Genomic DNA, 16,499 nt, shown 5'->3' with positions numbered 1-16,499 from the left:
ACCGGAGGGCCGACCCATGAACCTGATCGGACGTCTTGTCACCAAGCTTCTCGGCAACGAGAACCGCCCCATCGATCGCGACGACCGGAACGCCAGCACGGCGACGCCGATCGGCCGGCTCGTCACGAAGATCCTGGGCAAGTAACCCAGTCCGCCGCCGCGCGCCCGGGAGGCGCGCGGCGCGCGATTGGCGGGGTCAATTCGCGAGCGCGCTGGTGGTCGCCTTCACGACCGGCGCCGCCGGCACCGTGTGCTGCCAGAAGGTGCCGCTCCGGCCCTTCTCCAACCCCTCCTCGTAGAGGGCGCGCATGTAGGCGGTGTCGAACCCCTTGGCGGCCGACGCCTTCGGGCCGTTCTCGTCGATGTAGGTCAGGTTGAAGCCGATGCCGTTGTTGCGTGCCAGGGCGTAGGTCGCAGTGAGCGTCGCCCGCGAGCGCGCCCGGCTCGCCGTGGTGAAGGAGCGCTCGACGATCGAGAGCGTGTTGTCCTTCGTGACCTCGAAGTCCGGCTCCAGGCGGCCGTTGATCACCACGTAGATCTCGGCCTTGCCACCGGTGCGGATACGGCCGTCGCGCAGCAGCAGCGTCTGCGGCAGCGTGAAGACCGGCGTGACCACCGAGCCGTCGACGTGCATCTCCTGGAAGCGGGCATCGCCGGCCGAGACGTCGATGAATTGCGGCGGGAAGACCGCCGGGATGCTGGCCGAGGCGGCCAGCACGTCGCGGAACAGCTCCCGGGCATTGGGCACGCCGCTCGCCGCGATCGCGCCCATGTTCCAGATCACCGCGCGCTGCGAGTCGAGATTGGTCGTCACCACGAGCAGGCGCCGGCCCTTCGCGTGCTCCTCGGCGACTGCCCGGATCAGGTCGGGCGTCACGTAGCGGTCGATCAGGCTGCGCAGGCGCCCGTCGCCGAACAGGCCCGAGCCGAACAGCACGTTGGCGAGGTTGGGCGAGGCCACGAGCTCGCCCGCGACCCCGCTCGTATAGAACTCGGTCAGGTACGGGTCGTAGGCCGAGCCCAGGAACGCGAAGGGCGCGATCAGCGCGCCGGTCGAGACGCCGGAGACCAGGGTGAATTCCGGCCGCTTGCCGGAGGCGGTCCAGCCGTTCAGCACGCCCGCCCCGTAGGCGCCGTCGCCGCCGCCGCCCGAGAGCGCGAGATAGGTGAAGCCGGCGGAGCGCCGCTGCGGATTGGCCGCGAGTTCCGCGATCGTCTGAACCGAGGCGTCGGCGAAGACGCGCGCGCCCGGGATGCCGGGCACGCTGGCGAAGGCGGCCTGCTCGGCCGTGTAGGGTGCGCGCGGGACGCTCCCGCAGGCCGCGACCTGAGCCGCCAGCCCGAGCGCGAGCAGCGCGCGCAGGCGTCTCTGACGGAAACCCATCGTCCTGACCTCAATCCGTGAAACCCGAGCCACTGTGCCATACGGAACGAGCTTGGCCGTATCCGGCGTTCCGCCTTCGCTGGCTCAGAGGCACGATATGGCCGCGCTGTTGCCCCGCGGTCACGATCGGACGGGATCGCGGCGCGAGCGTGGCCGCGCCGGATCAGCGAGCCCGCACGCGTCGCCCATTGCCGGTGGACAGGGCCAGCGCCAGGCAGGGCGATGCCCTTGCAACGCTCGCAAACGCCGCGCTAGGGTCCGGTCGTGGCCTGACAAGACAGGGTGTCGCACCTGATGCGGCAGCCATTTCGTCGGCGCGCGGTCTGTCCGACGGCTTGCATAGCCGGATGACGGGTCATGGACCCGGGATGCACACCGCACGCGTGGCGCAAGTCAGGTCGCAGGGGGCGGAGGGGATTATGGAAGCGGGCCTTGGCTGGACGGATGATCGCGTAGCTCTGCTGCGGCGACTCTGGGAGGACGGGCAGAGCGCGAGCAAGATCGCCGCGCAGCTCGGCGGCGTCACCCGGAACGCGGTGATCGGCAAGGTCCATCGCCTGGGTCTGGCTGGCCGCGCCCGCGGCGCCGATGAAGCCCCGACCGCCGCAACGCCATCGAAGATCGTGGAGATCGAGACCGCCATCGCGGTGGTGGAGACCCAGGCGCCGGAGCCGGTGGCGATCCTGTCGCATCGGCCGACGCCCGAGTTTCCCGCCGCCGCGGCCGCCAAGGAGCCGGTCGCGATTCCGGTGTCTCAGCGGGTCACCATCATGGACCTGCGGGAATCCATGTGCCGCTGGCCGCTCGGGGATCCGACCACGCCGGAATTCCGCTTCTGCGGCGCGCGCTCGATCACCGGACTGCCCTACTGCACCCATCACGCGGAGATCGCCTATCAACCCGCCACGGAGCGGAAGCGCGACCGCCGGGTGGCGTCATTCCGCTGAACGTCCGACGCTTCAACGCAGGCTGATCCCCGCCTCGGTAAGAAGGCGGGCGGTGGCGGGGTTGATCCAGGCCGCTGGAACGAGGCCGACGAGGTTCTTCGGGTGGGTTGCCCCGAGATCGGCGCGCGCGATGGCGCGGACGATCTGGTCGGCCAGCGCAGTGTCGAGGTTCGGCCGCGCCAGGACGAAGCTCCACGAGCCCACCGTCTCGATCGGCGCCGATTGCCCGGGGAAGCTGCCCGCCGGCACCGTGAGCCGCCGCATCGCCGCCCCCGGCTGGGCCAGCCGCGCGATGCCCGCCTCCGAAGGTCCGAAGAACCGGGCGCCGCCCGGATCCCGCGCCAGGGCCTGAAATCCCGGCCAGTCCAGGCCACCGCCCCAGAGCGCGTCGGCTTGTCCCGCCCGCACCAGGGCGGGCCCGTCGCCGGCCCGATCCAGCAGGATCGGACGGATGTCCCGCGCGGGATCGAGGCCCGAGGCGTCCAACGCGCTGCGCCCCATGACCGTCAGTCCGGAATTGTGGGTGCCGAGCACTACGGCGCGCCCACGCAGATCCGCCACCGTTCGGATCTGACTGCCGGCAGGAACCGCGAACAGGCCGGGCGTCGGGTACATCGGCGCCAGGATGGTCAGGCCGTCAGCCGCGGCGAGGGCCGGATAGGCGTACTCGCCCTGCACGAGGGCCAAGTCGACCTGCCCGTCGCGCAGGAGCCCGATATTCTGCGCCGATCCGCCCGAGTTCCGCGTCTCGATCGTCAGTGTGGCGTCGGCCCTATGGATCGCTGCCGCGAACGCCTCGCCGAAGGCGGGGAAGCCGCCGCCGGGCGTGGCGGTGGCGAGCACGACCCGCGCCTCGGCGGCGTGGCCGGGGCGGGCCAGCATCAGCCCAAGTCCCGACAGGAGCGCCGCCCGGCGAGTCGGACGTCGGTTTGGCGGGGCACCGGCGCGCCCGCGCGTCATCGGGCCCGGACCGGCGTGCGCCGCCGGTCTGGAGAACGAATTTCTATCGTGGCCGGAAAATTCAGCATAGCCGTTCCACCTCCGGCGTTCCTGACTTGCTAAAGCGGAAAGAACTTTCGGCAACGGGACTTAGCCCGATTGCCCCCGCGGCGGCAACGCGATATCGCACCCTCCTGTCCGGCGCCGGACACGGCAGCGCCCGATCGAAGGTCTTCGGTGCGGGTGGTCCGGACCCGACGTCCGTTCGTCCTATTTTCACGAGCAGGAGTTCCGCGATGGCCGATACCCTCAACGCGCCGCAGAAGGTCGGCCATGGCCGTGTCTACGGCTCGATCACCGAGACGATCGGCAACACACCGCTGGTCCGGCTGAACCGCCTGCCGAAGGAACAGGGTGTCGATGCCGAGATCCTGCTGAAGCTCGAGTTCTTCAACCCGATCGCCAGCGTCAAGGATCGCATCGGCGTCAACATGATCGACGCGCTCGAGGCGTCCGGCAAGCTTCAGCCCGGCGGCACCCTGGTCGAGCCGACCTCGGGCAACACCGGCATCGCCCTGGCCTTCACGGCGGCGGCCCGAGGCTACCGGCTGATCCTGGTCATGCCGGAGACAATGTCGCTGGAGCGGCGCAAGATGCTCGCCTTCCTGGGCGCCGAGCTGGCGCTCACCCCCGGCGCGCAGGGCATGAAGGGTGCGATCGCCAAGGCCGAGGAGCTCCTGAAGGAGATCCCGGGCTCCGTGATGCCGCAGCAATTCTCGAATCCGGCGAATCCTGAGATCCATCGCAAGACCACCGCCGAGGAGATCTGGACCGACACCGGCGGCCAGCTGGACGCCTTCGTGGCCGGCGTCGGCACAGGCGGCACCGTGACCGGCGTCGGCGAGGTGCTGAAGCCGCGCCTGCCGAACCTGAAGGTCTTCGCGGTGGAGCCGGAGGACTCGCCGGTGATCTCCGGCGGCCAGCCGGGCCCGCACAAGATCCAGGGCATCGGGGCCGGGTTCATCCCCGACAATCTTCACACCGACATCCTCGACGGCGTGCTGAAGGTCTCCAACCAAACTGCTTTCGAGACCGCGCGGGCCCTCGCCCGCCTCGAGGGCATCCCGGGCGGCATCTCGACCGGCGGCAACGTGGCCGCGGCGCTTGAACTGGCCAAACGGCCGGACTTCCAGGGCAAGCGGATCGTCACCATCGCCTGCTCGTTCGCCGAGCGCTACATCTCGTCGGCGCTGTTCGACGGAATCGGCTGAGCGGCCTGGCGCCCGAACATCGCCCTCGCGCCGAAATTTAAATCTGTCATCCCGGGGCCGCATCGCGGATCCCGGGATCCAGACCCACAGGTGCGTCAAGGATCGAGACCGAGCGGGTCTCTGGATGGGCTGCCGCCGGCATACCTTTTCGAGTCCCGGCTCGCCTCTGGTACCCCGGACTGATGACCATGAGGCGACGGCTCGGTGCACGGCTCGCCGCAGGCGTAGAAGGCCAATCCAGACGCTATTGGCCGTTAATGAGTTGGCCTCTTTATCGATAACCGATATTTTCGACCCTTAATTACCACCTCTTCGGTTAAAGCCGATCACCTCTACAGAAAATATGCTTCGATACTGCGCGTCAGCTCTCGCATAGGACGACCTTGGGCCGGCGCAGATCGCGATGGAACCTGCGCGAAGTCGATCTGGATCTTCGTTCATCCTTCCGCTACCGCCGATCGGGCGACCGGAAGGAGATTCTCACATGCGCGGCCTGCTCTGCCTTCTCTGCTGCCTCTGGGCACAGGCGGGATCAGCCCGGGGCTTCGCCGTCCACGACCTGACGCAGGTCACCGAAGCGGCCCGCGCGAGCCTCGGCAGCGGATCATCGGCACAGGCGGAGCCGGAGCATCTCACCCTGACGTGCACGGGCTGCGCAGGCGCACCGTTGGCCGAACTGCAGCTCGGGCGGCTGAGCGACGGCACCGAGCAGCGGGTCCGGTCCGGAAAGACCTCCTTCGGCGCCCTGGAAGCGCTCTGCATCAAGCGGAATCCGGATTGCCGGCTGTCCGGCCTTCCCGCCGGCCCCGCTATCGGCTGGATCACCGTCTACGCGCTCGGAAACGGCGGAGGCGCGACTGCGGTGATCCTGCGCGACGGCGACCTGCTTTCGATCGACGCCCGGGCGACGAGCCGCGGGAGCGCCGAGGATACGGTACAGCGGCTGGTGCAGACGATCATGCCGCGTATCGTCGGCCCCTGACGTCCGGGTCGGCACCGATCGCGCAACCGTCCGTCTCCGCCTCCGTTGTCCCGCGAAGACGCAGAGAGGCGGATGATGACGAATCACGCAGACCGATCGTCGCCGAAGGACAACGACGCACCTGCCGGCAGCACGAACGCATCGGAGTCCGGCAAGACCGGTTCCCAAGCGGGATCGTCGCGCGAGGACCGCGATGGAGCAAAGGGTCAGGCCAACCCGCAGCTGAGTGAAGCGATCGATCGCGCCACGGCTGCGGTCGGCCAAGACGACGGGAAGCGCTGATGGTCAGGCCGACGAGCGATTCTGGCACCGTCACCCGCAAGCCCGACGACGCGGTCGGCTCACGCGGGGATGCACCTGCCGGCGGCGGTCGGCAGACCGCCGATCAGGCCGCCATCACCGAGATGGGCACCGGCGGAACGCCGCGCACCGAGCCGAAAGAGGGCTGGGGAAACGCGGGCGAGCCTGGGCGGTCGCCGCCGGCGGTCGGGGGCTCATCGGGCGGGCACTCCGATCAGAAGGCGTCGCGCGGCCCGGCCGAGGACGAGAAGGTCGCGGGCGGTCGCTACCGGGCTGAGCGGGAGAATCGGGAATGAGCGAGCGCGAGGAGACCGGCGCGGAGCCGGAGAAGCCGAAAAACGTCGCGCCCGACGCGGTCAAGGATCCGAACGAGAAGACCGACGGCAAGCCCGGGATGGGGCCGCCGGCTGGCGGGACCCAGCGCGACGAAACTGATCCCGGCAGCAGCTGAGCTGAGGGTGACGCGGACGCAGCGATCCCCGCCGCGCCCGGCGCCGCTCACACGAGCCGGAACGGGATCGGCTCGGCGGAGAGCCGGACGTCGTCCGGCCGGCAACCCGTTTCGATACAGGCGTAGCGGATCGCGTCCTGGCGGGTCCGGAAGATGCCCCCTGCCCGTCCTCCGGTCTCGACAGCGACCCAGTGGCCGTCGCCATCCTGGCCGACGAGGTAGGACAGCGGCGCCGGAGAACCGAGCGACCGGACAGGCGGGAGCGAGTTCGACGCGACGGACATGGAGGTCATGGGGTTCACGCGGACCTCTCGGGTCCGCCATGCCGCGTTACGCCACACGGCATAAGGGTTCGATAGACTCGAGTGAGGCTCACCATAAGGACCGCATCAGCAACCGGGCCTGAGCGCCCGGTTGCCGGTTGTTCACGTCCGGTTGCCCCGGCCGTTCGGCTCAGGCCGCGTTCTCCTTGGCACGCTCGGCGCGCTTCCGGTCGTTCGGGTCGAGAACCGCCTTGCGCAGGCGGATCGACTTCGGGGTCACCTCGACGAGCTCGTCGTCTTGGATCCAGGCCAGCGAGCGCTCCAGGGTCATGCGGATCGGCGGCGTCAGGCGGACGGCCTCGTCCTTCGAGGTCGTGCGGATGTTGGTGAGTTTCTTGCCCTTGAGCACGTTCACCTCAAGGTCGTTCTCGCGGTTGTGCTCGCCGACGATCATGCCCTGGTACACCTTCCAGCCCGGCTCGATCATCATCGGGCCGCGGTCCTCCAGGTTCCACATGGCGTAGGCCACGGCCTCGCCCTGGTCGTTGGAGATCAGCACGCCATTGCGCCGGCCCGGCATCTCGCCCTTGTAGGGCTCGTAGGCCTTGAACAGCCGGTTCATGATGGCCGTGCCGCGGGTGTCGGTGAGCAGCTCGCCCTGGTAGCCGATCAGGCCGCGGGTCGGCGCGTGGAACACGAGGCGCAGGCGATTGCCGCCCGACGGCCGCATCTCCAGCATCTCGGCCTTCCGCTCGGACATCTTCTGGACGACGACGCCGGAATGCTCCTCATCGACGTCGATCACGACCTCCTCGATCGGCTCCAGCAGGCCGCCGGCCTCGTCCCGCTCGTACACGACCCGCGGGCGCGACACGGCGATCTCGAAGCCCTCGCGGCGCATCGTCTCGATCAGGATCGAGAGCTGCAGCTCGCCACGGCCCGAGACGTAGAAGCTGTCCTTATCGGCCGCCTCCTCGATCTTGAGCGTGACGTTGCCCTCGGCCTCCTTGAACAGGCGGTCGCGGATCATGCGGCTCGTGACCTTGTCACCCTCGGTGCCGGCGAGCGGGCTGTCGTTGACGATGAACGACATGGTCACGGTCGGGGGATCGATCGGCTGCGCCTGGATCGGCGTCTCGACCTGCGGGTCGCAGAACGTGTCGGCGACGGTGCCTTTCATCAGGCCGGCGATGGACACGATGTCACCCGCCTCGCCGATGTCGATCGGCGCGCGCTCCAGGCCGCGGAAGGCGAGAATCTTCGAGACGCGGCCGGTCTCCACGACCTTGCCGGTGCGATCGAGCACCTTGATCGACTGGTTCGGCTTCACCGAGCCCGCGGCGATGCGGCCGGTGATGATGCGGCCGAGGAACGGGTTGGCCTCCAGCAGGGTGCCGAGCATCCGGAACGGCCCCTCCTCGGTCCGGGCCGGCGGCACGTGCTTGAGCACGAGATCGAACAGCGGCTCGAGACCCACCGACGGGTCGGCCTCCGGGGTGTCGGCCATCCAGCCGTTGCGGCCCGAGCCGTAGAGGATCGGAAAGTCGAGCTGCTCGTCGGTGGCGTCGAGGGCGGCGAACAGGTCGAACACCTCGTTCACGACCTCGTTGATCCGCGCGTCCGGCCGGTCGACCTTGTTAATCGCCACGATCGGGCGCAGGCCGATCTTGAGCGCCTTGCCGACCACGAACTTGGTCTGCGGCATCGGGCCCTCGGCCGCGTCGACCAGCACGATCACGCCGTCGACCATCGACAGGATGCGCTCGACCTCGCCGCCGAAATCGGCGTGGCCGGGGGTATCGACGATGTTGACGCGGGTGTCCTTCCAGACGACCGAGGTCGCCTTGGCCAGGATCGTGATGCCACGCTCCTTCTCGAGGTCGTTCGAGTCCATCGCCCGCTCCTCGACCCGCTGATTCTCGCGGAAGGTGCCGGACTGGGCCAGCAGCTTGTCGACGAGGGTCGTCTTGCCGTGGTCGACGTGAGCGATGATGGCGATGTTGCGCAGATTCATGGCGGCCCGAAACGGGTTGTGCCGGCTCCCTGGCGGCCGCGCGGCGCGGCCGTCCGCGCCGGTTCAGGTACGGAGTCGTGGTGGTTGCGTCGCAATATAAGGACACGCGCCCGTCGGCAAGGCCACCGAGGACATGGCGGGGGCGCACAGCCCGAATCGCTGGGGGCAGTCGCGGTCATCGCTCGCGCGTCAGCCGGAACGGCGGACCGTCGCTGCTTTCGTGCAGGGCTGCCCTGCACGCGTGTCCGCTGCGGAGATTACCGCCCTATATCAGGACGTGCATGCGCCTCGGCGGCGGCTGCCTGCCGCTTCGGGTTGAGTTGGATGGAATCGAACCGCTCGGGTACCGTGACGGCGGCTGCACTGCGTCCGGCCGCCGCGATTCGGCCCTCGCCCCACCAGAACGGACTTACGTCGGAAGGACACGATGCGCGCGCTTGAGCCGCGGCTGTTCCCATACATCTGGCGCTACTCCAAGGCCGATCAGCTCAAGATTTGCGCCGTGGTGTTCGCGTCGCTGCCGTTCTACTTCGCGTCGCTGGACCTGCCGAAGCGGATCGTCAACGACGCGATCACCGGGAAGGCGTTCTCTCACGGCGAGGGAACCGCACCCTTCCTCGAGATGACGGTCCAGTGGCCCGACGCGCTCGGCGGCGGGACCACCCGGCTGTTCGAGGGTTTCCAGCTGGACCGGCTGGAATTGCTGCTCGGGCTTTCGACGCTGTTCCTGACGCTCGTCCTGATCAACGGCGCCTTCAAGTTCTGGATCAACCTCCAGAAAGGCATCCTCGGCGAGCGGATGCTGCGCCGGCTCCGGTTCCAGCTCTTTTCCCTGATGCTGCGCTTCTCGCCCGAGGCGCAGCGGGAAGTGAAATCCTCCGAGACCGCAACGATCATCCGCGACGAGGTCGAGCCGATCGGCTCCTTCATCGGCGACGCCATCGTGGTTCCGGTGTTCCTCGGGACGCAGGCCGCCACCGCGCTCGCCTTCATCATGATGCAGAACCTCTGGCTCGGCCTCGCGGCTGGCGGCATGGTGGGCGTGCAGATGATCGTGATCCCGCGGTTGCGGCGCGAGATCATCCGCCTCAGCCGGCGGCGCCAGATCGCCTCGCGCAACCTCGCGGGCCGCGTCGCCGAGGTGCTGGACGGGCTGCCGGCGGTCCTGCTCAACGATACCGGGCGCTGGGAACGGGCGGAGATCGGCGGCCGGCTCTACAGCCTCTACGACCTGCGCCTGCGGATCTATCGGCGCAAGTTCGCAGTCAAATACCTGAACAACCTGCTCGCCCAGGTGACGCCGTTCCTGTTCTACGCGATCGGCGGCTACTTCGCGTTGAAGGGTGAACTCGATATCGGCCAGCTGGTGGCGGTCCTCGCCGCCTATCGCGACCTGCCCCCGCCCTTGAAGGAGCTGATCGACTGGGATCAGCAGCGCCTCGACGTGGAGGTCAAGTACGAGACCGTGGCGGCGCATTTCGGGCCGCAGCGCCTGCGACCCGCCGAGCACGAATCGCAAGGGTCGCCGCCCCGGCTCGGCAGTCCGCTCCGGGTCGAAGGCCTGACCTTGCGCGATCCGCAGGGCGGCGCTCCGGTCGAGGTGCGCGATGCCGAGGTGAACCTTCCGCAGCGCCTCGCGCTGGTGCCGTCCGGCCCGGTCGCGCAGGAATTCACGCGCGTCCTGGCGGGCCTTCAGACGGCGCCGAGCGGCTCGATCCGGATCGGCGAGCACGACCTGTTCACCCTGGCCCGTCCCGTCCACGCGCACCGCATCGCGTATGCCGGCGTCGAACCAGTGCTGTTCCCCGGAACGTTGCGCGACAACATCCTCTACGGCCTCCGGGTCCGGCCGCTGCGGACGAACGGACTCGATCTCAGCAAGACCCGGATCAACGAGGCGGTGAAGACCGGCAATCCGTGCGACAGCGTCGAGGATCCCTGGGTGGATTATCGGCGTCTCGGCGTCCGCGATGCCGGGGAGCTGGACGAGCGGCTCGTCGGTCTGCTCGGGCGGCTCGACCTCGGCGACGACCTGTACCGGTTCGGTCTCGGGGCGCTCAGCTCTGTGGCGCACGACACGCCGGTGGGCCAGCGGATGATCGCGGCCCGGGAGCATCTGCGCGAGCACTTCGCCCGCAAGGGCCTAGCCGACTTGGTGATCCCCTTCGCCCGCGGGCGCTACAACGATCAGGCGACCGTCGGTGAGAACCTGCTGTTCGGCGTCCCGCGCGATCCGAGCTTGAAGGAGCCGCAGCGCCTGGCGGCGACCCCCCTGTTCCGCCAAGCCCTCGAGAAGGTGAAGCTGCTCGACGAACTCGACCGCATGGGCGTCGCGATCGCCAGCAACCTCAAGGACATCTTCGCTGACGTGCCGCCCGGCCACCCGCTGTTCCGGCGGTTCTCGCTGATCACGCCCGACGCGCTGCCGGATTACCTGCGCCGGCTCGCCCGCCTGCCGGCCGAAGGGCGCTTGAGCGAGGCCGACAGCGTCGCCTTCCTGGCGCTGGCGCTCGCCTACGTGGAGCCCCGGATGCGTTTCGGCCTGCTCGACGAGGCGCTCGCCAAGCGGATGGTCGGCGCCCGCGGGATCGTGCAGGGCTTCATGCACGGCGACGACGGCTGCGACGTCGAATCCTACGATCCGAACCGGATCAACCCGCGCAGCACGGTCCTCGACAACCTCCTGTTCGGCCGCATCGACACGGCGCGGATGCACGGCGAGGCGCTGATCCAGCAGGAGGCGCGGGCGGTGTTCCGGGAGTTCGACCTGGAGCGGCCGATCCAGCGGCGCGGTCTCGAGAAGGACGTCGGCAACCGCGGGCAATTGCTGGCTGAGCGTGTCCGCGTGCGGATCGGCCTCGCCCGGGCGATCCTGCGTGAACCCGAGATCCTGGTGGTCGATCGGGTCGACGAGCACCTTGAGCGCGGCGTCGAGACGCTGCTCGACGTCGCGGACGCCACGCTGCCCCGCGCCAGCTTGGTGGCCAGCCTCTCGCCGGACGCGGATCTCGCCCGCTTTCCCGCGCGCCTGCCGCTCCGCGATGCCGACACGCGCCTGCGCAGCGCCGCCGAATGACGGAGGCGTGACCGGCGCACCCGGCGCGCCGGCGGCGGTTTACAGATCATCGCGTGTCCGGCACAGGATGGCGCCCCATGCCCACATCAATGGACGCGACCGCAACCCCGGCCCGGTCGACCGCGAGCCTCGCCGGCCTGCCGCGCGTGGTGCCGCCGCACCGCGCCCCGCCGGAGCGCGAGTTGCCGATCCCGGCCTACCTGCGCTCGATCCGCGACAACAGCCTGCGGGGGTTCTCCAAGCGGGCCTACGAGGAGCCGGTGACCCGCCGCGGCCTGCTGGGGCGCTCGAGCTTCATCCTCAACGACCCGGAGGCGATCCGGCGGGTTCTGGTCGAGAACCAGGCCAACTACGCCCGGACCACCGGCACCACCCGCATCCTGCGCCCGATCCTCGGCGACGGGCTCCTGATCAGCGAGGGATCCGCCTGGCGCCATCAGCGGCGCACGCTCGCCCCGGCCTTCACGCCGCGGGCGATCGACGGCTTGGTCCCGCACATCTCGGCCGCCGTGGACGAGGGGCTAGACCGCATCGCCGAAGAGGCGGCCGCGGGGCCGGTCGATCTGTTCAACGCGTTCTACCGGCTGGCGCTCGAGGTTGCCGGGCGCGCCATGTTCTCGGTGGGCATGGACGAGCACGGCGCGGAGCTGCGCGGGTTCATCGCCGAGTACGCCGAGCGGATGGGGCGGCCGCATCTTCTCGACATCGTGACGCCGCCGGGCTGGCCGGTGCCCCTCGACTGGTCGCGGTCGCGCTTCCGCCGCCGGTGGATCCCGTTCCTCGACCGGATCATCGCGGCCCGCCAGGCCTCGGACCGGGGTCAGGCCCGCTCGGGCGACCTGCTGGATCTGCTGGCGACGGCGCGCAACCCGGATACGGGAGCCGCCTTCTCGCCGGGCGAGCTGCGCGATCAGGTCGCCACCATGATCCTGGCCGGCCACGAGACGACCGCCGGCACGCTGTTCTGGGCCGCCTACCTGCTGGCCCTCGCCCCCGAGGTGCAGGAGCGCGCCGCCGCGGAGGCGCGTGGTGCCGACCTCGCGGACCCGACCGGCTGCCAGAGCGACGGGCGGCTTCCCCTCACCCGCGCGGTGATCGACGAGACTCTGCGCCTGTATCCGGCAGCGTTCGTGGTCGTCCGCCGGGCGCTCGGCCCGGACATGGTCGCCGGCCATGCGGTGAAGAAGAACGACATCGTGATGGTCAGCCCTTGGGTGCTGCACCGGCACCGTGGCCTCTGGTCCGACCCCGAGGCGTTCGATCCGGGCCGTTTCCTTCCGGGGGCGCCGCAGCCGCCGCGCTTCGCGTACCTGCCGTTCGGCGCCGGCCCGCGCGTCTGCATCGGCGCGCAATTCGCGCTGAGCGAGGCGGTCCTGTCGCTGGCGCGGCTGCTGGCGCGGTTCCGGATCGTCCTGGACGAGAGGGAACCGGTCCTGCCGCAGGCCGTGGTCACCACCCAGCCGGACCGGGCGGCTCTGTTCCGGCTGATCGCGCGGGATCCGGTCAGCCCTTGATGCCGGTGATCGTCGCCGAGACGGCCCGCGGGTCGCGCAGCGGCCAGCGGCCGCTTTCCACCTGCGCGAGGAAGGCGTCGAGCAGCCGGTTGTAGGCGTCCGGCTCCTCGACGGAGAGCGCGTGGCCGGTGTTGGGCAGCATGGCCAGGGCGGCGGACGGGATGACCTGCTTGAGCATCAGGCTCGGAGCCAGGCAGGGCCAATCCTCGTCGCCAGCGAGGATCAGGGTGGGCACGGTGAGGCCTGCCAGAGCTTCGGTCAGATCGTAGAGTGAGGGCCGCTCCTTCTGGACCCCGGCCTGCGTGTTGGCGGAGCCCACGGCCGAATGCTCGGCGAGCATCCGCTTGAATTCGGCGTGGCCCCGCGGATCCTTGTTGGCGAATTGCACCCGGGTCGGTCCGTAGGCGTAGCGCTCGGCGAAGGCCGCCATGCCGTCGCGGCGCAGCATCGCGGCGGTGGCGTCGGCCTCGGCCCGGAACAGCGCCTGCCGGTCTGGCTCCGCGCCATAACCGACGCCGCCGAGGCAGAGCGACAGCGCGCGGCCGGGATGGCGCAGGCCGAAATGAAGGGTCGCGAAGGCGCCCATCGAGATCCCGGCCACGTGCGCCGTCTGAGCCTCGACATGATCGAGGATCGCCAGGATGTCATCGGCGGCGCGCGCCTGCGTGTAGGCCGAGACGGCCTCCGGAACGTCGGAGGGCGGATAGCCCCGGGCATTGAACGCGATCGCGTGATAGCGCTGGCCGAAATGGCGGAGCTGCGCCTCGTAGCTGCGATGATCGCCGGCGAATTCGTGGACGAAGATCAGCGGCGTCCCGCGCCCGCTCTCCTCGTAGTGAAGGCGAACTCCGTCATCCGTCGTGGCGCTCGGCATGGCGATCCCTGTGCTGATGCCCCCCGGCACACCATACCGATAACCCGAGCCGCCGGAGATGCGGCAGCCTTCAACAACGGCCGAGGTGAAACGTCTCTCCGCTCGGCCCAAGAGAATAAGCACCGTCTTTCCGGGTCGCCGCAGGCGAGCCCGGAATCCAGAACCGCCGTCGGTGCAAGATCTTGGCGCGCTGGCGGCTCTGGTTTCCGGGCTCCGCTACGCGGCCCCGGAATGACAGGGCGTGGAGTCGCGACGCCGGATCGAGAAGCGGCTCAGTCTCCATCCGCCGACCCAAAGCTCCCCAGACGGACTGGCAAGCGGAAAGCCGCGCCCGGCTGCCCGGACGCGGCTTGTGTCGATCCATGCCGGCGGGAGCGATCCCGGCCCGGCTCAAGCGGCCTTCTTGGACGCCAGCTTACCGCCGCCCTTGTTGGCGGCCACCTCGGCGAGCTTGGCCGCGAGCTTCGCGTCGAGCTTGCCCGCGGCACCGAGCGGCAGCTCGATGTCGAGGCCCAGCGTCGAGACGCCCTCGCCGCGCTCCAGCGTCACCTTCACCTTGTCGGGTTCGACCGCGACGTGGTTGGCGATCACCGCCAGGATCTCCTCCCGGAGCTGGAGCACGAGGTCGGGGCGACCCGACTCGGCCCGCTCGTGGGCGAGGATCAGCTGCAGGCGGTCGCGGGCGACCGTGCCGGAATTGCGCTTCTGGAAGATCCCGAGGATGCTCATGCCGCCCTCCGCATGAACAGCTTGTCGAGGAAGGACTTGCGCTCGACCGGCAGGCTCATCGGCACCTCCTCGCCCTTCAGGCGCCGGGCCGCGTCGGCGTAGGCGCGGGCCGGGGCGCAGAGCGGGTTGTTGAGGGTGACCGGGCAGCCGAGGTTCGAGGCGCGCAGCACCTCCTGGCTCTCCGGGATGATGGCGAGCAGCGGGATCGACAGGATGTCGAGCACGTCCTCGGTCTTGAGCATGTCGCCGCGGTCGGCCCGGCCTGGGTCGTAGCGGGTGAGGATCAGGTGCTTCTCGATGTCCTCGCCCTTCTCGGCCTTAGCGGTCTTGGAGTCGAGGAGGCCGATGATCCGGTCGGAGTCGCGCACCGAGGAGACCTCGGGGTTGGTCACGACCACCGCCACGTCGGCGTGGTGCATGGCGAGCTGGGCGCCGCGCTCGATGCCGGCGGGCGAGTCGCAGATGACCCAGTCGAACTTGTCGCGCAGCTCTTCCATCACCCGGGCGACGCCGGCGTCGGTGAGCGCGTCCTTGTCGCGGGTCTGAGAGGCCGGCAGCAGGTGCAGGGTCTCGACCCGCTTGTCCTTGATCAGCGCCTGCGGCAGCTTGGCGTCGCCGTTGACCACGTTGATCAGGTCATAGACGACCCGGCGCTCCGCACCCATGATCAGGTCGAGGTTGCGCAGGCCGACGTCGAAATCGACGACGCACACGCTCTGTCCGCCCTGTGCCAGGGCTGCTCCGAGGGCCGCGGTCGTCGTCGTCTTGCCGACGCCGCCCTTGCCCGATGTGACGACGAGAACCTTTGCCACGCGTCGATCTCCCTTAATCCAGGCTTGCCATTCGGATGTTGCCGTTATCGAGCCAGACCTGGGCGGCCTTGCCGCGCAGGGCCGTCCCCATGTCCTCCGCCGTCCGCACGAGGCGGTCGATCCCCAGCAACTCGGGTTCGAACTTGCGGCAGTAGATTCGTGCGCGCGGGTTGCGCGCGGCTCCGGCGATCGCGCGTCCGCGCAGGGCGCCGTAGACGTGGATGGAGCCGCCGGCCAGGATCTCGGCCCCCGAGGAGACCGAACCCATCACGGTCACGTCGCCGGTCGGGTTGATAACGCTCTGACCGGAGCGGACCGAGCCCTCGACGGTGATCGAGGTGACCACCTGCGGCTCCGGCTCGGCCGGGACGCTCGGGATCTCGATCGTCTCGGACGGGTGGCCCTTGACCAGCAGCGGCGGCAGGCCCGCCGCGACCGCGTCGGCGCCCTCGATCCCGAGGACCGCGATGCCACGGGCCTTGAGCTCGGCCATTAACGTTTCGAGCGCGTCCGGCTCGGGCTTGAGCTGGGCGCAGTCCAGGATGACGGCCCGGCCTTTCAGCAGGGTCGGCGAGCGCTTGAGCGCCGCGTCGAGGCCCGCGAGCCACTCGGGAAGCGGCGGCTCGGGGGAGAGGGCCAGGGCCTTGAAGGCCCGTCCGCGCAGGCTGAGCGGCCGGGGCGCGGAGGGAGAAGCCGCCTGGGCGGTCTCCGGATCGATCGGCTCGGGGAGGGTCTCGCTCATGTCCGCCCGTTAAGAGTCCTTACCGGACCATTGACGGCGGGTATGGTTACCGAAGGGTTAAGTTTCTGATCCGGTCGGCAAATTCTGCCGGGATCCTTGTATCGGTGCGGAAGAGGACACTTTCACGGTTCGGCCGCGACCGTCGCAAACGGGGTCGAGCGCTCTCGTCATCGCGAGCGCAGCGAAGCGACCCGGGGCGGC

The 16,499-nt window shown here is 69.5% G+C and carries 17 protein-coding genes; 9 read left to right on the top strand and 8 right to left on the bottom strand.

The features are described 5' to 3' along the window. The first annotated feature begins 16 nt into the window (after positions 1–16). Complete coding sequence (locus ABIE45_RS10620) at positions 17–145, top strand: TFIIS helical bundle-like domain containing protein (RefSeq protein WP_192706684.1); 129 nt, start codon at positions 17–19, stop codon at positions 143–145. A gap of 51 nt (positions 146–196) precedes the next feature. On the opposite strand, the gene ABIE45_RS10615 is transcribed toward ABIE45_RS10620, so the two are convergent. Continuing rightward, positions 197–1,384 carry a patatin-like phospholipase family protein gene (locus ABIE45_RS10615; protein WP_192706683.1) on the bottom strand — a complete coding sequence of 396 codons (1,188 nt, stop codon included), beginning with the start codon at positions 1,382–1,384 and terminating at the stop codon, positions 197–199. 419 nt (positions 1,385–1,803) lie between these two features. Between ABIE45_RS10615 and ABIE45_RS10610 the strand changes: the two genes are divergently transcribed. Continuing rightward, complete coding sequence (locus ABIE45_RS10610) at positions 1,804–2,331, top strand: GcrA family cell cycle regulator (protein ID WP_192706682.1); 528 nt, start codon at positions 1,804–1,806, stop codon at positions 2,329–2,331. A 12-nt stretch (positions 2,332–2,343) separates the two neighbouring features. On the opposite strand, the gene ABIE45_RS10605 is transcribed toward ABIE45_RS10610, so the two are convergent. Continuing rightward, a complete protein-coding gene (locus tag ABIE45_RS10605; RefSeq protein ID WP_192706681.1) occupies positions 2,344–3,291 on the bottom strand; it encodes a TAXI family TRAP transporter solute-binding subunit in 948 nt (315 codons plus the stop codon). 275 nt (positions 3,292–3,566) lie between these two features. On the opposite strand from ABIE45_RS10605, the gene cysK reads away from it, so the two are divergent. The 5 genes from cysK (at position 3,567) to ABIE45_RS10580 (ending at position 6,274) form a co-directional block, all read left to right on the top strand. Then, complete coding sequence (gene cysK / locus ABIE45_RS10600; RefSeq protein ID WP_192706680.1) at positions 3,567–4,541, top strand: cysteine synthase A; 975 nt, start codon at positions 3,567–3,569, stop codon at positions 4,539–4,541. 484 nt (positions 4,542–5,025) lie between these two features. Continuing rightward, a complete protein-coding gene (locus tag ABIE45_RS10595) occupies positions 5,026–5,523 on the top strand; it encodes a hypothetical protein (protein ID WP_192706679.1) in 498 nt (165 codons plus the stop codon). 72 nt (positions 5,524–5,595) lie between these two features. After that, positions 5,596–5,805, top strand: coding sequence for a hypothetical protein (locus ABIE45_RS10590; protein WP_192706678.1), 210 nt, complete (start codon positions 5,596–5,598; stop codon positions 5,803–5,805). Then, complete coding sequence (locus tag ABIE45_RS10585; RefSeq protein WP_192706677.1) at positions 5,805–6,119, top strand: hypothetical protein; 315 nt, start codon at positions 5,805–5,807, stop codon at positions 6,117–6,119. The genes ABIE45_RS10590 and ABIE45_RS10585 overlap by 1 nt, the downstream gene beginning before the upstream one ends. After that, entirely contained in the window at positions 6,116–6,274 is a 159-nt protein-coding gene (locus ABIE45_RS10580; RefSeq protein ID WP_192706676.1) for a hypothetical protein, read from the top strand. The genes ABIE45_RS10585 and ABIE45_RS10580 overlap by 4 nt, the downstream gene beginning before the upstream one ends. Before the next feature lie 47 nt (positions 6,275–6,321). Here ABIE45_RS10580 and ABIE45_RS10575 read toward each other — a convergent pair whose 3' ends face one another. Together ABIE45_RS10575 and typA are read right to left on the bottom strand one after the other, a co-directional pair. Continuing rightward, positions 6,322–6,567: an RAG2 PHD domain containing protein gene (locus tag ABIE45_RS10575; protein WP_373622279.1), complete on the bottom strand. Its 246-nt coding sequence runs from the start codon at positions 6,565–6,567 to the stop codon at positions 6,322–6,324. Positions 6,568–6,727: 160 nt separating this feature from the next. Beyond that, positions 6,728–8,551, bottom strand: a complete 1,824-nt coding sequence (gene typA / locus ABIE45_RS10570) for a translational GTPase TypA (RefSeq protein ID WP_192706675.1) — start codon at positions 8,549–8,551, stop codon at positions 6,728–6,730. A 427-nt stretch (positions 8,552–8,978) separates the two neighbouring features. On the opposite strand from typA, the gene ABIE45_RS10565 reads away from it, so the two are divergent. Continuing rightward, on the top strand, positions 8,979–11,627 hold the full coding sequence (locus tag ABIE45_RS10565) for an ABC transporter transmembrane domain-containing protein (protein WP_192706674.1): 2,649 nt from the start codon (positions 8,979–8,981) through the stop codon (positions 11,625–11,627). 77 nt (positions 11,628–11,704) lie between these two features. Continuing rightward, positions 11,705–13,141, top strand: coding sequence for a cytochrome P450 (locus ABIE45_RS10560; protein WP_192706673.1), 1,437 nt, complete (start codon positions 11,705–11,707; stop codon positions 13,139–13,141). On the opposite strand, the gene ABIE45_RS10555 is transcribed toward ABIE45_RS10560, so the two are convergent. The 4 genes from ABIE45_RS10555 to minC all read right to left on the bottom strand — a co-directional run bounded on the left by ABIE45_RS10555 (position 13,131) and on the right by minC (position 16,298). Next, a complete protein-coding gene (locus tag ABIE45_RS10555; protein ID WP_192706672.1) occupies positions 13,131–14,015 on the bottom strand; it encodes an alpha/beta fold hydrolase in 885 nt (294 codons plus the stop codon). The genes ABIE45_RS10560 and ABIE45_RS10555 overlap by 11 nt on opposite strands. A gap of 390 nt (positions 14,016–14,405) precedes the next feature. Further along, entirely contained in the window at positions 14,406–14,744 is a 339-nt protein-coding gene (minE, locus tag ABIE45_RS10550) for a cell division topological specificity factor MinE (protein WP_192706671.1), read from the bottom strand. Then, entirely contained in the window at positions 14,741–15,556 is an 816-nt protein-coding gene (gene minD, locus ABIE45_RS10545; RefSeq protein WP_192706670.1) for a septum site-determining protein MinD, read from the bottom strand. Before minD ends, minE begins: the two co-directional genes overlap by 4 nt. A gap of 13 nt (positions 15,557–15,569) precedes the next feature. Then, positions 15,570–16,298 carry a septum site-determining protein MinC gene (minC, locus tag ABIE45_RS10540; protein ID WP_192706669.1) on the bottom strand — a complete coding sequence of 243 codons (729 nt, stop codon included), beginning with the start codon at positions 16,296–16,298 and terminating at the stop codon, positions 15,570–15,572. Positions 16,299–16,499 lie beyond the last annotated feature (201 nt).

The sequence above is a fragment of the Methylobacterium sp. OAE515 genome, assembly GCF_041806315.1.
Taxonomy (GTDB): domain Bacteria; phylum Pseudomonadota; class Alphaproteobacteria; order Rhizobiales; family Beijerinckiaceae; genus Methylobacterium; species Methylobacterium tardum.
The sequence above is the reverse complement of the archived record's forward strand: the minus strand, read 5'-3'. Positions and strand labels throughout refer to the sequence as shown.

Bases quoted from the DNA above. Each gene is read 5' to 3' on its own strand.
- ABIE45_RS10620 (WP_192706684.1), top strand. From the start codon at position 17: ATGAACCTGATCGGACGTCTTGTCACCAAGCTTCTCGGCAACGAGAAC.
- ABIE45_RS10615 (WP_192706683.1), bottom strand. From the start codon at position 1,384: ATGGGTTTCCGTCAGAGACGCCTGCGCGCGCTGCTCGCGCTCGGGCTG.
- ABIE45_RS10610 (WP_192706682.1), top strand. From the start codon at position 1,804: ATGGAAGCGGGCCTTGGCTGGACGGATGATCGCGTAGCTCTGCTGCGG.
- ABIE45_RS10605 (WP_192706681.1), bottom strand. From the start codon at position 3,291: ATGACGCGCGGGCGCGCCGGTGCCCCGCCAAACCGACGTCCGACTCGC.
- cysK (WP_192706680.1), top strand. From the start codon at position 3,567: ATGGCCGATACCCTCAACGCGCCGCAGAAGGTCGGCCATGGCCGTGTC.
- ABIE45_RS10595 (WP_192706679.1), top strand. From the start codon at position 5,026: ATGCGCGGCCTGCTCTGCCTTCTCTGCTGCCTCTGGGCACAGGCGGGA.
- ABIE45_RS10590 (WP_192706678.1), top strand. From the start codon at position 5,596: ATGATGACGAATCACGCAGACCGATCGTCGCCGAAGGACAACGACGCA.
- ABIE45_RS10585 (WP_192706677.1), top strand. From the start codon at position 5,805: ATGGTCAGGCCGACGAGCGATTCTGGCACCGTCACCCGCAAGCCCGAC.
- ABIE45_RS10580 (WP_192706676.1), top strand. From the start codon at position 6,116: ATGAGCGAGCGCGAGGAGACCGGCGCGGAGCCGGAGAAGCCGAAAAAC.
- ABIE45_RS10575 (WP_373622279.1), bottom strand. From the start codon at position 6,567: ATGACCTCCATGTCCGTCGCGTCGAACTCGCTCCCGCCTGTCCGGTCG.
- typA (WP_192706675.1), bottom strand. From the start codon at position 8,551: ATGAATCTGCGCAACATCGCCATCATCGCTCACGTCGACCACGGCAAG.
- ABIE45_RS10565 (WP_192706674.1), top strand. From the start codon at position 8,979: ATGCGCGCGCTTGAGCCGCGGCTGTTCCCATACATCTGGCGCTACTCC.
- ABIE45_RS10560 (WP_192706673.1), top strand. From the start codon at position 11,705: ATGCCCACATCAATGGACGCGACCGCAACCCCGGCCCGGTCGACCGCG.
- ABIE45_RS10555 (WP_192706672.1), bottom strand. From the start codon at position 14,015: ATGCCGAGCGCCACGACGGATGACGGAGTTCGCCTTCACTACGAGGAG.
- minE (WP_192706671.1), bottom strand. From the start codon at position 14,744: ATGAGCATCCTCGGGATCTTCCAGAAGCGCAATTCCGGCACGGTCGCC.
- minC (WP_192706669.1), bottom strand. From the start codon at position 16,298: ATGAGCGAGACCCTCCCCGAGCCGATCGATCCGGAGACCGCCCAGGCG.